Origin of the sequence: Micromonospora sp. NPDC048830, from assembly GCF_043198215.1 — a bacterium.
Taxonomy (GTDB): domain Bacteria; phylum Actinomycetota; class Actinomycetes; order Mycobacteriales; family Micromonosporaceae; genus Micromonospora.
On the sequence record NZ_JBICUP010000023.1, the window covers coordinates 46,721 to 60,833 of the forward strand.

At 73.9% G+C, this 14,113-nt stretch carries 13 protein-coding genes; 9 read left to right on the plus strand and 4 right to left on the minus strand.

Annotated elements, in window-relative coordinates; genetic code table 11:
- Positions 1 to 16 precede the first annotated feature (16 nt).
- Positions 17 to 1,252, minus strand: a complete 1,236-nt coding sequence (locus ACGFIZ_RS20175) for a tyrosine-type recombinase/integrase (RefSeq protein WP_393421293.1) — start codon at positions 1,250 to 1,252, stop codon at positions 17 to 19.
- 551 nt (positions 1,253 to 1,803) lie between these two features.
- Between ACGFIZ_RS20175 and tnpB the strand changes: the two genes are divergently transcribed.
- Entirely contained in the window at positions 1,804 to 2,787 is a 984-nt protein-coding gene (gene tnpB / locus ACGFIZ_RS20180; RefSeq protein WP_393421295.1) for an IS607 family element RNA-guided endonuclease TnpB, read from the plus strand.
- A 141-nt stretch (positions 2,788 to 2,928) separates the two neighbouring features.
- The gene (locus tag ACGFIZ_RS20185; RefSeq protein WP_347671728.1) at positions 2,929 to 3,270 is read left to right on the plus strand and encodes a hypothetical protein; all 342 of its coding nucleotides are present in this window, start codon (positions 2,929 to 2,931) and stop codon (positions 3,268 to 3,270) included.
- A gap of 44 nt (positions 3,271 to 3,314) precedes the next feature.
- Here the strand turns inward: ACGFIZ_RS20185 and ACGFIZ_RS20190 are convergent, their stop codons facing one another.
- From ACGFIZ_RS20190 to ACGFIZ_RS20200, 3 genes are all read right to left on the minus strand, one after another.
- On the minus strand, positions 3,315 to 4,580 hold the full coding sequence (locus tag ACGFIZ_RS20190; RefSeq protein WP_393421298.1) for a DNA-processing protein DprA: 1,266 nt from the start codon (positions 4,578 to 4,580) through the stop codon (positions 3,315 to 3,317).
- Between the two features lie 73 nt (positions 4,581 to 4,653).
- Entirely contained in the window at positions 4,654 to 6,174 is a 1,521-nt protein-coding gene (locus ACGFIZ_RS20195; protein ID WP_393421300.1) for a YifB family Mg chelatase-like AAA ATPase, read from the minus strand.
- A gap of 249 nt (positions 6,175 to 6,423) precedes the next feature.
- Entirely contained in the window at positions 6,424 to 6,783 is a 360-nt protein-coding gene (locus ACGFIZ_RS20200; protein WP_347671731.1) for a YraN family protein, read from the minus strand.
- Positions 6,784 to 7,184: 401 nt separating this feature from the next.
- Between ACGFIZ_RS20200 and rpsB the strand changes: the two genes are divergently transcribed.
- The 7 genes from rpsB to ACGFIZ_RS20235 all read left to right on the plus strand — a co-directional run.
- Positions 7,185 to 8,033, plus strand: a complete 849-nt coding sequence (gene rpsB, locus ACGFIZ_RS20205) for a 30S ribosomal protein S2 (protein WP_393421302.1) — start codon at positions 7,185 to 7,187, stop codon at positions 8,031 to 8,033.
- A 134-nt stretch (positions 8,034 to 8,167) separates the two neighbouring features.
- The gene (gene tsf / locus ACGFIZ_RS20210) at positions 8,168 to 8,995 is read left to right on the plus strand and encodes a translation elongation factor Ts (protein ID WP_347671733.1); all 828 of its coding nucleotides are present in this window, start codon (positions 8,168 to 8,170) and stop codon (positions 8,993 to 8,995) included.
- A gap of 160 nt (positions 8,996 to 9,155) precedes the next feature.
- A complete protein-coding gene (gene pyrH, locus ACGFIZ_RS20215; protein WP_347671734.1) occupies positions 9,156 to 9,923 on the plus strand; it encodes a UMP kinase in 768 nt (255 codons plus the stop codon).
- Between the two features lie 116 nt (positions 9,924 to 10,039).
- Entirely contained in the window at positions 10,040 to 10,597 is a 558-nt protein-coding gene (gene frr, locus ACGFIZ_RS20220) for a ribosome recycling factor (protein WP_347671735.1), read from the plus strand.
- Between the two features lie 489 nt (positions 10,598 to 11,086).
- Complete coding sequence (locus tag ACGFIZ_RS20225) at positions 11,087 to 12,496, plus strand: phosphatidate cytidylyltransferase (protein WP_393421397.1); 1,410 nt, start codon at positions 11,087 to 11,089, stop codon at positions 12,494 to 12,496.
- Between the two features lie 104 nt (positions 12,497 to 12,600).
- A complete protein-coding gene (gene rlmN / locus ACGFIZ_RS20230; protein WP_393421306.1) occupies positions 12,601 to 13,761 on the plus strand; it encodes a 23S rRNA (adenine(2503)-C(2))-methyltransferase RlmN in 1,161 nt (386 codons plus the stop codon).
- A 21-nt stretch (positions 13,762 to 13,782) separates the two neighbouring features.
- Positions 13,783 to 14,113, plus strand: a 331-nt coding sequence (locus ACGFIZ_RS20235) for a DivIVA domain-containing protein (RefSeq protein WP_393421308.1), incomplete at its 3' end; no start/stop codon positions are given.

Here is a 14,113-nt window from a genome sequence, read left to right on the forward strand (position 1 = left end):
TGCCGTCGCGGACCCCTCAGGCGCGAGGGTGGGCCTGCCGGTAGGCCGCCCGGAGCCGCTCCACCGAGACGTGGGTGTAGATCTGGGTGCTGGCCAGCGAGGAGTGGCCGAGCAGCTCCTGCACCGCCCGCAGGTCCGCGCCGCCTTCCAGCAGGTGCGTGGCCGCCGAGTGCCGTAGGCCGTGCGGGCTGGTCGGAGGCAGCCCGGCGGCCTCGGCGTACCCGGCGACGACCCGCCGGGCGGTGGTCGGGTGCAGCCGACCACCACGCGTTCCGAGCAGGAGGGCGTCCCCGGAGGCGGGACCGGCCAGGGTGGGTCGCCCCAGCCGCATCCACTCGTCCAGGGCCCGCTGCGCCGGCAGCCCGTACGGCACGGAACGCTCCCGGGCGCCCTTGCCGAGGACCCGGACCACCCGTCGGGCATGGTCCACGTCCGCCGTGTCGAGCCCGCACGCCTCGCTGACCCGGACCCCGGTCGCGTAGAGCAGTTCGAGCAGGGCCCGGTCCCGCAGCAGCACGGCCCGCGCGACGTCGTCGTCGGCGGCCGTGCCCGCCGCCGCACCGTCCGCCGCCGCACCGCCCGTGGTGGTCGTGCCCGCCGAGGACTCCTCGCCAGCGGCCTCGTCAACCGCGCCCCTGTCCTCTGTGGCCTTGTCCTCGGCGGCACCGTCCGTGACGGTCGGGTCCTTCGCGGCCGGGCCCCACGTCGGGTCGGTGGCCGCCCCCGATGGCTGGCCCTCCGGACCACCCGCCACCCTGGAGCCGGACTGCGCCGGCCCGAGGGGCCGCAGCGGCTCCGGGGTCGCCTCCCGCCGATTGAGGCGACGATTCGGCGCCTCGACGAGCGCCGCGGCCTGGTCCGCGCGCAGCACGGTCGGCAGGCCGCGGTGCGCCCGGGGACTGGCCAACGAGGCGGCTACGTCCGTGCCGACCAGACCGGACCGGTGCGCCCAGGAGCTGAAGGTGCGCGCCGAGGCGGCCCGGCGGGCCAGCGTGGCGCGGGCGGCCCCGGTGGTCCGCTGCTTCGCCAGCCAGCTGCGCAGCACGCCGAGGTCGAGGTCGGCCACCCCGGCGCAGCCCATCCGGGCGGCGTGGTCGAGCAGGGAGATCACGTCCGAGACGTACGCCCGGACGGTGTGGGCCGAGCGGTTGCGCACCCGGGCCAGGTGGTCGGCGAACTCGTCCACCGCCTCCCGCATCGTCGCCGGCAGGGCCTCGTGGGTCGCCCGCGTTCCGGACCCGGCGCGCGTCACCGGCCGCTGCCTCGTCCGCTGCCTCGTCCGACGCCCGGAAAGTCCAGGGGCGGGCTGTTCGGGGCGTCGGGTTCCCTCATCACCCGGAGGAGCAACTGGTCGCGTTCCTCGCCCCGCCCGTCGGTTGGACTGCCCGGGCGCCTGGACGTACCCGCCGGGCTCGGCGTGACCCGTGCCCGCGACGACCGCGCCCGGGCGTCGAGCCGGCGTCCGCCCAGCCTCCGGTCGGACGCCGTCCGTCCGCTCCGGCCGGCGGCCCGGCCCCTGTCGCCCTGCTCGACTACGCCGTCGCCGCGCATCGGCTCAGCTTAGGAGCACACCACCAACCCCGCGAGCCAGCGCATCGGCCGGGGCGCGCCGGATCGGTGCTGGCTGCCGAGGGGATGCCACCAGTGGCAAGCGAGGCAGCTTTAGCTAGGAAGCGTTCAATACCGGTCTGGACGCCCTGGCGCGTGGGTTGAAGAACTGGGCCGATTCCCGGACCGGTAGACGGGCTGGACGGCGGGGTCGGTTTCCCGCGGTTCAAGTCGCGTCGCCGGACGACACCGTCCGTGCGGTTCACCACGGGTGCCATCCGTGTCGAGCCGGACCGTAAGCATGTTGTGTTGCCGCGGCTCGGTCGTCTGAGGCTGCACGAGTCGGCTCGTAAACTCGCCCGCCGCGTGGAGGCCGGCACCGCCCGGATCATGTCCGCGACCGTCCGGCGCGACGGCGGACGGTGGCACGTGGCGTTCACCGTGCAGATCGACCGGACCGACCGGCGACCCGCCCAGCCCGGGTCAGTGGTTGGCGTTGACGTCGGGATCATCCACCTCGCCGTGTTGTCCACCGGTGAGCTTGTACCCAACCCGCGTCACCTGCACGGCGCGCAGCGCGTCCTGCGCAGGCTGGGCCGTGGCCTGTCCCGCGAGGCAGGCCCGGACCGGCGCGCCGGAGCACGGCCGTCGAGGCGGTGGCACCGGGCGCGGGCCCGACTCGGCCGCGCGCACGCCCGGGTGGCGAACCTGCGCCGCGACGGGCTGCACAAGCTCACCACCCGGCTGGCCCGTGAGCACGGCACGATCGTGGTCGAGGACCTGAATGTGTCCGGGATGCTGGCCAACCGGCGTCTGGCCCGGCACATCGCCGACGCCGGGTTCGCCGAACTGCGCCGACAACTCGCCTACAAGGCCGGATGGAACGGGGGTCGGCTGATCGTGGCCGACCGCTGGTTTCCGTCCTCGAAGACCTGCTCGGGCTGTGGCACGGTGAGAACGAAGCTGGCCCTGGCCGAGCGTACCTACACCTGCGCCACCTGCGGCCTGGTTCTGGACCGGGATCTGAACGCCGCACGCAACCTCGCCGCGCTCGCGGGTGAGGCTGTCGACGCCCGGAGTGGCCGGGAGTCGCCAAACGGACGTGGAGCCGACCGTGAGACCCCGCTCGCGGGGCAGGTGGCCGTGAAACGTCAACCCGGCACCGCCCCAGCGGGTCAGACCGGGACCGTCCCACCGCAAGGCAGGACTACCAATCACATACTCACCAGAGCGCACTGATAGGTAACAGGTGAGATTGGGAGACTGGGAGACTGGGACACATGTCGGCGGTGGCAGCGCCGCCAACAGGCTGTGCCCATTCCCGCCCGCGCCGACACGACCCGGCCCGCGCGGGCGGCCCTCAGGAGGGAGGGACCGACCATGGGCCTGGACGTCGTCCTGTATCGACTGGTCCGCGCCGGCCCCGGCCGCGGACGCCCCGCGTACGTCACCGCGCAGGTGGTGGCCGACCCGCACGACGTACTGCTGGGTCTGGTCGAGCGGGCGCGCGACGCTGGGCGCAATCCGCTGCTGGACCGGCTCGATCCGCTCGGCGAGCTGATCGTGGCCGCCGAGCAGGTGCCGCAACTGGTCGCCGAGCTGCGGCAGCTGGCGGAAGCCGCGGAGAATCCGGCCGAGGTGGAGCACGTCCGGCGGCTGGTCGCGCTGGCCCGGCGGTGTCTGCGCGACCGCGACGTGCAACTCCGCTTCGAGGGTGACTGACCTGTCACGCATGTCGCCCGCGCGGGCGGAGCGGCCGAGCGCAGTCACGGCACCGTCCGGGGCGAGGCGTCGGGGGAGCGGGCCGGACCGGGTGGGATGCCGGGGGAGCGGGGATCACCGACTGGAGCACGAGCCCCCCGAGCTGCCGCTCCCGGCGCCAGCGCGTACCCGTCGTCGCGCCGCCGGACCATGCCCAGCTCCTCGAGCAGGGACAGCTTGCGCAGGGCGGTCCGGACGTCGACGCCGGCGCGGGCGGCCAGCCGGTCGACGCCGACGGCCCCGCGGCGGGGCATGGACTCCAGCACCAGCGTCGCGTCGTCGTCGAGCAGATCCCGGGCCTGGTGCGGCGCGCGGGCCGGAGGCGCCAGGTCGGAGCCGATGCGGCCCACCTCCTCGAGCACGTGCGGTAGGCCCGTGACCAGGCGCGCGAACGGCTGTTCGCGCAGCATCTCGTGGGCGCCAACCGACATGGCGGAGGTGACCGGACCGGGCACCACCATGGCCCGGCGACCGATGGCGAGGGCGCGGTTGACCGTCTGGGTCGCGCCGCTGCGGGCCGCCGCCTCCACCAGCACGGTGCCCAGGGCCGCCGCGGCGATCACCCGGTTGCGGATGAGAAACCGGGGCCTGAGCGGCGCCGCGCCCGGCATCCACTCGCTGACCAACAGGCCGGTCTCGGCGATCCGGTCGAACAGCGCGGCGTTGCCCACCGGGTACGGCCGGTCGACGCCGCAGGCGAGCACGGCGACCGTCAGCCCGCCGGCGTTGAGAGCGCCCCGGTGCGCCGCGGCGTCGATGCCGAAGGCGCCCCCGGAGACCACCGTCCAGTCCCGGTCGGCCAGCCCGTAGCCGATCTCGGTCGCCACGTGCAACCCGTACGGGGTGGCCGCCCGCGCGCCGACCACCGAGACGGACCGCTCGAACGCCTCCTGCAGCGGCCACGCCCCGCGTACCCAGAAGCAGAGCGGGGGAGCCGTCTCCCGGTCCACCCGCCGGTCGCCGCCCCGCAGGGCAAGCCGGCGCAGGTCGTCGACGCGTACCGGCCACTCCTCGTCGCCGGGGGTGACGAGCCGGGCGCCGAGCCGCTCGGTGCGGGCCAGCGCGTCGGCCGCCACGGCCCGGGCGTCCCCCTCCCGGGACCGGGCCGCGACGGTCGCGCGCAGCGGTTCGTCCGGCGCGCCGCCGTCGAGCAGCAGGTCCAGCGCGCCCGCCGGACCGAGCCGGTCGACCAGTCGGTGCACCGACCACGTGCCGGGCTCGGTGAGCCACGTCAACGCCACCCGGGCCAGCAGATCCTCGTCCCGGCTCATGCCGTCACCTCGCTGCGCTCGGCGCCGTCATGAGCTGTGGCACTGAGCCGGCTGATTCGCTCGCTGCGCTCGCTCATGCCGCGTCCCCCATCCTGAGCTGCATTGCCTCGCGGACGTCGTCACGGTGCGGGCGGTCCCGTCCGTCGAGGTCGGCGATGGTCCACGCCATCCGGACGACCCGGTCGAACCCACGCGCTGACAGCGCGCCCGAGTCCAGGCGGCCGCGCAGCTCACGGGTGTCCCGTTCGGGCAACCGCCAGGGCGGCCGGCGCAGGCGGGGCCCGGGTATCTCGGCGTTGAGCCGCCAACCGGTGCCCGCCCACCGGTCGACCGCCGCCGCCCGGGCCGCGGCGACCCGGGTCGCCACCGCGGCCGACGCCTCGCCAGGCCCCGCCGACTCCATCAGCTCCGCGGCCCGCAGCGGAAGCAGCGTCACCTGCACGTCGATCCGGTCCAGCAGCGGCCCGGAAAGCCGCCCGAGGTAGCGTCGACGGGCCTGCGGCGCGCACTCGCAGAAGGCGTCGCCGGCCGGCCGGGCGCAGGGGCAGGGGTTGGCCGCCAGCACCAGCTGTGTCCGCGCCGGGTACTCGGTGCCGCCCCGGCTGCGGGCCAACTGCACGCGGCCGTGCTCCAGCGGCTGGCGCAGCGCCTCCAGCGCGCCCTTGCTGAATTCCGGCGCCTCGTCGAGGAAGAGCACCCCGCGGTGGGCCAGCGACACCGCGCCGGGACGGGCCAGCCCGGACCCTCCGCCGACCAGCGAGGCGACCGTGGCGGTGTGGTGCGGCGCCTGGAACGGGGGGCGGCGCAGCAGTCGACCGCCCGCGGGCAGCAGCCCGGCGATCGAGTGCAGCGCGGTGACCTCCAGTGCCGCGTCGTCGTCCAGTTCTGGCAGGATCGACGGCAGGCGTTCGGCGAGCATCGTCTTGCCCGCCCCCGGCGGCCCGAACAGCGCCAGGTGGTGTCCGCCGGCCGCGGCCACCTCCAGCGCCCGCCGGCCCAGCGCCTGCCCGGCCACCTCGGCCAGGTCCGGCCCGCCGGAAGCGGCCGGCGGCGCGGTCGCGGGCGGCTCGATCAGCGGCGTGCCGTCCCGGACGAACGCGACCAGCCGGTGCAGCGTGTCCACGGCGCGAACCCGCACGCCCGGGATGACAGCCGCCTCGGCGGCGTTGTCGATCGGGACGATCACGCGGTCCAGCCCGGCGCGTGCCGCGGCGGCCACCATCGGCAGCACCCCACGCACCGGCCGGACGGTGCCGTCGAGCCCGAGCTCGCCGAGGACCACCACCCGCTCCAACGGCAGCAGCGGCAGTTCCCCGGAGCCGCCGAGCAGCGCCACCGCGATGGCCAGGTCGAACGCCGAGCCGAACTTCGGCATCGTCGCCGGCAGCAGGTTCAGCGTGATGCGCCGGTTCGGCCATCGCTGGCCGGAGTTGACGATCGCGGCACGGACCCGGTCCCGGGCCTCGTGCAGGGTGGTGTCCGGCAGCCCGGAGATCACCACGGCCGGCAGCCCGGGTGCCAGATCGGCCTCCACCTCCACCACGTGGCCGGTCATCCCCACCAGGCCGACGCAGAGCACCTTCGCGTAGCTCATGGCGTCACCTCGCTGCGCTCGGCGCCGCCACGAGCTGTGGCACTGAGCTGGCTGATTCGCTCGCTACGCTCGCTCATGTCGTCACCTCGCTGCGCTCGGCATCGGCACGAGGCACCAACGCACCGTGCCCGATGATTCGCTCGCTGTGCTCGCTCATGCCGTCACCTCGCTGCGCTCGGCGTCGTCATGAGCTGTGGTACTGAGCTGGTTGATTCGCTCGCTGCGCTCGCTCATGCCCGGCCGCCCATCTCAGAACGCACCCTTGAGGTGCTCGACGCGGGCCGCGCCGGCGCCGGGCAGTTCGACGGAGAGGACGTCGAAGCGCACCTCCTCCGCGCTGGTCCCGGTCTCCGCCAGCCAGCGGGCGGCCAACCCGCGCAGGCGGCGGGCCTTCGCCGGTACGACCGCCTCGGCCGGTGCGCCGAACTCGGTGCTGCGGCGGGTCTTCACCTCGCAGAAGGCGAGCACGGGCCCGTCCCAGGCGATGATGTCGATCTCCCCCGCCGGGCAGCGCCAGTTCCGGGCGACCGGGCGCAGCCCCGCCCCGATCAGGTGCCGGACGGCGCACCGCTCCCCGTACGCGCCGACGGCCTGGTTCCGCTTCGTCATGCGTCGCACGATGCCGGGCCGAGGTGCCGGTCGGGGCGGCCCTGTGGACGACGCGAGCCGCTGTGGACAACCGGACGATCATGCCCACGGTGTGCTATGCGGCGCACACCGACATCGACGGAGCCTCGTGTCGGCGACATTGCGGTGTCCAAGGCGCGCGGATGCCCCCATGTCGGCGACATTGCGGTGTCCGCTGACCGGCGGGCGGGACAGGGGCGTACACTGGTCGACTGGCGACCGCGACGCGCGGTCGACCTCGCGCGCCCTCTCCACGAACTGTTGTGGGGCGGCGGCCTCCCTGGTCCCGATCATGGTCGGGCCCACCATGGCCGGCGACCGGGCGCCAGGCGCCCGGCCGCCGGCCGGGCGGGACAACCAGGGATTACGAGGAGTACCCCACCATGGCCGTCGTGACCATGCGCCAGCTGCTCGAGAGCGGTGTCCACTTCGGGCACCAGACCCGGCGCTGGAACCCGAAGATGAAGCGCTTCATCTTCACCGAGCGCAACGGTATCTACATCATCGACCTGCGCCAGACCCTCGACTACATCGAGAAGGCGTACGACTTCGTGCGCAACACCGTCGCCGAGGGTGGCAGCATCCTGTTCGTCGGCACCAAGAAGCAGGCCCAGGAGGCGATCGCCGAGCAGGCGACCCGGGTCGGCCAGCCGTACGTCAACCACCGCTGGCTCGGCGGCATGCTGACCAACTTCCAGACGGTGTACAAGCGGCTCCAGCGGATGAAGGAGCTGGAGGCCCTGGGTGACCTGAGCGGCACCGCCGCCGGGCACACCAAGAAGGAGACCCTGCAGCTGTCCCGCGAGAAGATCAAGCTGTCCCGCACCCTCGGCGGTCTGCGGGACATGCAGAAGCTGCCGGCGGCGATCTGGGTGGTCGACACCAAGAAGGAGCACATCGCCGTCGACGAGGCCCGCAAGCTGGGCATCCCGGTGATCGCGGTGCTCGACACCAACTGCGACCCGGACGAGGTCGACTTCCCGATCCCGGGCAACGACGACGCGATCCGCTCCGCCGAGCTGCTGACCAAGGTCGTGGCCGCCGCCGTCGCCGACGGCCTCATCGCCCGCTCGGGCCGTCGCCGGGGCGGCGACGAGAAGCCGGAGCCGGGCCAGGTCGGCGCCGACGAGCCGCTGGCCGAGTGGGAGCGCGAGCTGCTGGAGGAGCCGAAGAAGGCCGACGAGCAGCCGAAGCAGGCCGACGAGCAGCCGGCGACCGCCGCCGCGGAGTGACCGCACCGCCGCTGCCCCGCTGTCCGTTTTACCGGGCGGCGGGGAGCGGCGGGTACGCCGGGCACATCCGGCCCGGATCCGGGTAACCGGCCCCCAGACCATCCCACCGCAGTCTCAACACCGAAGAGAGAGTCATGTCCAACTTCACCGCCGCGGACGTCAAGAAGCTCCGCGACCTGACCGGCGCCGGCATGATGGACTCCAAGAAGGCGCTGACCGAGGCCGAGGGCGACTTCGACAAGGCCATCGAGATCCTGCGCGTCAAGGGCGCCAAGGACGTCGGCAAGCGCGCCGGCCGCACCGCCGCGAACGGTCTGGTCGCGCACGCCGGCAAGGCGCTGCTGGAGCTCAACTGCGAGACCGACTTCGTCGCCAAGAACGACGCCTTCATCGCGCTGGCCCAGCAGTTGGTCGAGCACGGCGAGCGCAGCGGCGTGAGCAGCGCCGAGGAGCTGCTGGCCAGCAGCATCGACGGCAAGCCGGTCGCCGACCTGGTCCAGGAGCAGTCCGCCAAGATCGGTGAGAAGCTGGTGCTCAACCGCTTCGCCCGGCTGGAGGGCACCACCGCCGTCTACCTGCACCGCAAGAGCCAGGACCTGCCGCCGGCCGTCGGCGTGCTGGTGGAGTACGCCGGCAAGACCGACGAGGCCGGCGACGCCGACGCGCGCGGCGTGGCCATGCAGATCGCCGCGATGCGGCCGAAGTACCTCACCCGCGACGAGGTGCCGGCCGAGGTCGTCGAGTCCGAGCGGCGCATCGCCGAGCAGACCGCCCGCGAGGAGAACAAGCCCGAGGCGGCCCTGCCGAAGATCGTCGAGGGCCGGGTCAACGCCTTCTTCAAGGACTTCGTCCTGGTCGAGCAGGCGTCGGTCGCCGACAACAAGAAGACCGTCAAGCAGGTGCTGGCCGAGGCCGGCATCGAGGTGACCCGCTTCCTGCGGTTCGAGGTCGGCCAGGCCTGAGCCGCCGGATCGGGCGCTTGAGGCGCCCGTGGGCAGGGAACGTGGACGAGGAGGCCGCCGGTGTACGTGACAGGCACCGCGGCCTCCTCGTCACATAGGGTCAGCGACGGCAGGTATGCGGTAACCGGCGCACGGGGTGTGCCGGGGAAGGGCGGGGCGGATGACGCAGGTTGTGAGTGACCGGAGCCTGGCGGCGGATGATCCGACCGCCCCACCGCCCGGGCGGGCCCGCCGGGTGGTGCTGAAGCTGTCCGGCGAGGTCTTCGGCGGCGGCGCGATCGGCGTCGACCCGGACGTGGTGCAGGCCATCGCCCGGCAGATCGCCACCGTGGTCCGCCGCGGTGTGCAGGTCTCCGTGGTGGTCGGCGGCGGCAACTTCTTCCGCGGCGCGGAGCTGCAGAAGCGTGGCATGGACCGCGCCCGCGCCGACTACATGGGCATGCTGGGCACCGTGATGAACTGCCTCGCCCTCCAGGACTTCCTGGAGAAGGAGGGCATCGAGACCCGGGTGCAGAGCGCGATCACGATGGCCCAGGTCGCCGAGCCGTACATCCCGCTGCGCGCGATCCGGCACCTGGAGAAGGGCCGCGTGGTCATCTTCGGCGCCGGCGCCGGGATGCCGTACTTCTCCACCGACACGGTCGCCGCCCAGCGCGCCCTGGAGATCCGGGCCGACGTGGTGCTGATGAGCAAGAACGGGGTGGACGGCGTCTACACCGCCGATCCCCGGGTCGACCCGACCGCCAGCAAGCTCGACTCGATCACCTTCTCCGAGGTGCTGCGCCGCAACCTGCGGGTGGCCGACGCCGCCGCGTTCAGCCTGTGCATGGAGAACGGCCTGCCGATGCTGGTCTTCGGCGCGCAGGGCGACGACACCATCATCCGGGCGGTGGGCGGCGACAAGATCGGCACCCTGATCACCGCCTGAACGTCCGGTACGGCGGCGAACGCCCCGGCCGGTCGCGACGGCTCCGGCCCGCGACCAGCGGCCCTCCGACACGACAGCACAGCCCACGACGAGCACAGAAGGAGGCGAGGAGACCGGTGATCGACGACACCCTCCTTGAGGCCGAGGAGAAGATGGAGCGTGCGATCGAGCACGCCAAGGAGGAGTTCGGCGGGATCCGCACCGGCCGCGCGAACGCCGCCATGTTCTCCCGGATCATCATCGACTACTACGGCAGCCCGACCCCGCTGCCGCAGATGGCGTCCATCGGGGTTCCCGAGCCGCGGATGGTGATTATCAAGCCGTACGACAACTCGCAGATCGGTGCCATGGAGAGGGCGATCCGCGACTCCGACCTCGGCGTCAACCCGAACAACGAGGGCAACCAGCTGCGGATCCTGCTCCCGCAGATGACCGAGGAGCGCCGCCGCGAAATGATCAAGGTGGCCCGGCACAAGGGTGAGGAGGCCAAGGTGGCCATCCGCAACATCCGCCGGAAGGGCAAGGAGGAGCTGGACCGCCTCGTCAAGGACGGCGAGGTCGGCGAGGACGAGGGCCGGCGCGCCGAGAAGGACCTCGACGACCTGACCCAGAAGTACGTGGCGACCGTCGACGAGCTGGTCAAGCACAAGGAAGCCGAGCTTCTCGAGGTCTGATCGGCGACCGGCCCCGCGGCCGGCGCGACCCGCCGTGGCACCGGTGTGCCGCCGCCATCGGGCGGCGGGACGCCGGTGCCTTCGTCGTTCCGGCCCGCTGGAAGGGACGTGCCGCCGGCCGGCTCGGGCCGCACGTCGGCTGGTTCGGGCCCCGTTGGCCGGCTCGGGGCCGCACGTCCGGGCTGGTTCGGATGCCCCGTTGGCCGGCTCGGGGCCGCACGTCCGGCTGGTTCGGATGCCCCCGTCGGCCGGCTCGGGCGGCACGCGGCGTGTCGGGCCCGGGGCCCCGCCCGGCGCCGACGGGGCGGCCCTCGTCCGCCGTGCGCGGGCGGCCGGTGCAGTAGGCTCGGCACGATTCCGGCCACCGTGCGGTGAACAGCCGGGGTCGGCCGGCCGTCGGCCGGTCAACCGGACAGCACAGTCGTTGTAGGGGATGGTCTTGGTCGTACGTCATGTGGTGAGCCCCGTACCGCGTCCGCTCGGTGCGTGATGTCTCACCTCGACCCCTACAGCGGCGCCGAGCCCCGTGGCTGGGACCGGCCGGACGCCCCGGCCGCGTTGCCCTGGCCCGACCGTGAGCTGGAACCGGGGACGTGGGCCCGTGGCGGGGCCCCCGACGCGTACGCCCCGGCCGTCCCCGACGCCCGGCCCGAGCCGCGTCGCCCGGCGGCCCGCGGCCCGGCCCCGGTCGGTGTCGACGCCACCGACCCGTACGGCGTCGACGCCACCGACCCGTACGGTGTCGACGCCACCGACCCGTACGGCGCCCGCCCGGTCCCCGGGGACGACGAGCCGGCCTGGGGCGGCGGCCACCTGCCCGGCGGCGCGAGCCGGGGCGACACGTTCCGGACGCCGTACTCCGATGACGCGACGCAGTCCCTGCCCGTGTACGCCGACGACGCGACGCAGTCGCTCCCGGCGTACCGGCCAGGCGCGGACGAGCCCGGCGGGGGTCGTGGGCCCGGCGGGCACCCGTACCCGCCGGAGCCGGTGGATCCCGGGCCCGAGCGGCCCCCGGGCCGCCGGCAGCCCGGCCGGCGCCGGGCCAGCGCGGACCGCCCGCCCACGCAGCAGGCGTCGCACGGCCGGGCGGGCCGTAACCTGCCCGCCGCCATCGCCGTGGGCGTCGGTCTCGGCGCCGCGGTCCTCCTGCCGCTGTTCCTCTACCAGCCGGCCTTCCTGGTCGTGATCGCGGCGGCCGTGGCCGTCGGCACCTGGGAGATGACCCAGGCGGTCCGCCGCGGCGGCGCGCACCCGCCGCTGGTGCCGCTGGTCACCGGCGGCGTGCTCACGGTCGGGCTGGCCTGGTTCGCCGGCCCGGACGCGCTCAGCCTGGGCCTGCTGGTCACCGTGCTCGGCACGATGATCTGGCGGCTCGGCGACGGGCCCGGCAACTACCAGCGCGACCTGACCGCGGCCACGCTGATCGCCGTGTACGTGCCGTTCCTCGGTGGGTTCGCGGCGATGCTCGCCGCCGCGCCCGACGACGGGCAGTTGCGCGTGCTGGTCACCCTGGTCGCGGTCGTGCTCTCCGACACCGGCGGGTACGCCGCCGGCGTCGCCTTCGGCAAGCACCCGATGGCGCCGACGGTCAGCCCGAAGAAGTCCTGGGAGGGCTTCGCGGGCTCGGTCACCGCCGCGGCGGCCGGCAGCGCCCTGCTCCTCTGGCTGCTGTTCGACGTGGCGCCCTGGTGGGGCGCGGTGTTCGGGGTGGCCGTGTCGTGCGCGGCGGTCCTCGGCGACCTGGCGGAGTCCATGATCAAGCGGGACCTGGGCGTGAAGGACATGAGCAACCTGCTGCCCGGGCACGGCGGCCTGATGGACCGCCTCGACTCGATCCTCTTCGCGGTGCCCACCGCGTACCTGTTACTGGCTGTGTTCGTCCCGCTGGCGGGTTGAGGCATGTATCACGCCGGTCAGCCCGTTCCGGCCGCGCGGCCGGGGGCGATTCGGCACCTCCGGACAGGTGCGCACGGCAAACGGCGTGGGAGACTGGACAGGTCATGACGAGCCTGCCGCTGATCCCCATTGCCCTGGAAGCCCCCGCCGCACGCCGTGCGGCCATGCCGCCCCGGCATCTCGCCGACCTCGACCTGCCCGGCCGGCGGGCCCTGGTCACCGAGCTGGGTGAGCCGGCGTTCCGCGCGAAGCAGATCTCCACCCACTACTTCGGGCGGCTGGTCCGCGACCCGGCCCTGATGACGGACCTGCCCGCCACCGCCCGGGACCGGCTGGCGGGGGAGCTGCTGCCCACGCTGCTGACCCCGGTCCGCGAGCTGGCCTGCGACGGCGGCGCCACCCGCAAGGCGCTCTGGCGGCTGCACGACGGGTCACTGGTGGAGAGCGTGCTGATGGGCTACCCGGACCGGGTCACCGTCTGCATCTCCAGCCAGGCCGGCTGCGGCATGGCCTGCCCGTTCTGCGCCACCGGCCAGGCCGGGCTGACCCGCAACCTCTCCACCGCCGAGATCGTCGACCAGGCGGTCTACCTGGCCGGCGTGGCCGCCTCGGGCGCGGTCGCCGGGTCCCCGCCGCGCCTGTCGCACGTCGTCTTCATGGGGATGGGTGAGCCGCTGGCCAACTACTCGCGGGTCGTCGCCGCGATCCGGCGGCTGGTCGCCCCGGCTCCGGAGGGCCTCGGCCTGTCCCAGCGGCACATCACCGTCTCCACGGTCGGCCTGGTCCCGGCGATCCGCCGGCTGGCCAGCGAGGACCTCTCGGTGACCCTTGCGCTGTCCCTGCACGCGCCCGATGATGAGCTGCGCGACGAGCTCGTGCCGGTCAACCAGCGCTGGAAGGTGGCCGAGGTGCTGGACGCGGCGTGGGACTACGCGGCCCGCACGGGCCGCCGGGTGTCGATCGAGTACGCGATGATCAAGGACGTGAACGACCAGCCGTGGCGGGCGGACCTGCTCGGTCGGTTGCTGGCCGGCAGGCTGGCCCACGTGAACCTCATTCCGCTCAACCCGACGCCGGGCAGCCGTTGGGACGCGAGCCCCAAGCCCGTCGAACGGGAGTTCGTCCGCCGCCTGCGCGAGGCTGGCGTGTCCACGACGGTGCGGGACACCCGCGGGCGCGAGATCGACGGCGCGTGCGGGCAGCTTGCCGCTGCCGAGGACAGGGGCACCCCGCGGCACGGGAGACAACGGTGTGACCGGGCGTAGCGAACAGGACCAGGAGACATAGTGGCGAGTCAGGGGCAGCGTTTCCGGCGTAAGGCGCTCCGCCGGGGATACAAGGTCGACGAGGTGGACGCCTTCCTCGACCGGGTCGAGGCGACGCTCGACGGCCAGCCGGTCGGCGCGCCCGTGGCCTCCCAGGAGGTCCACGACGTCGTCTTCCGGGTCCGCTTCAACGGCTACGACGAGTGGCAGGTCGACCTGCACCTCGACCGCGTCGAGCGGCAGTTGGCCGAGTTGGAGGAGCGCGGCGGAGCGGCCGGTCGCGGCGGTGACCCCCGAATGGGCGACCGGCTCGGCCCGCCGGAGCGGATGGCCGCGCCCCCGATGCGGGACG

Bases quoted from the DNA above. Each gene is read 5' to 3' on its own strand.
- rlmN (WP_393421306.1), top strand. From the start codon at position 12,601: ATGACGAGCCTGCCGCTGATCCCCATTGCCCTGGAAGCCCCCGCCGCA.
- tsf (WP_347671733.1), top strand. From the start codon at position 8,168: ATGTCCAACTTCACCGCCGCGGACGTCAAGAAGCTCCGCGACCTGACC.
- ACGFIZ_RS20200 (WP_347671731.1), bottom strand. From the start codon at position 6,783: ATGACGAAGCGGAACCAGGCCGTCGGCGCGTACGGGGAGCGGTGCGCC.
- rpsB (WP_393421302.1), top strand. From the start codon at position 7,185: ATGGCCGTCGTGACCATGCGCCAGCTGCTCGAGAGCGGTGTCCACTTC.
- ACGFIZ_RS20225 (WP_393421397.1), top strand. From the start codon at position 11,087: ATGTCTCACCTCGACCCCTACAGCGGCGCCGAGCCCCGTGGCTGGGAC.
- ACGFIZ_RS20190 (WP_393421298.1), bottom strand. From the start codon at position 4,580: ATGAGCCGGGACGAGGATCTGCTGGCCCGGGTGGCGTTGACGTGGCTC.
- pyrH (WP_347671734.1), top strand. From the start codon at position 9,156: ATGACGCAGGTTGTGAGTGACCGGAGCCTGGCGGCGGATGATCCGACC.
- ACGFIZ_RS20185 (WP_347671728.1), top strand. From the start codon at position 2,929: ATGGGCCTGGACGTCGTCCTGTATCGACTGGTCCGCGCCGGCCCCGGC.
- ACGFIZ_RS20195 (WP_393421300.1), bottom strand. From the start codon at position 6,174: ATGAGCTACGCGAAGGTGCTCTGCGTCGGCCTGGTGGGGATGACCGGC.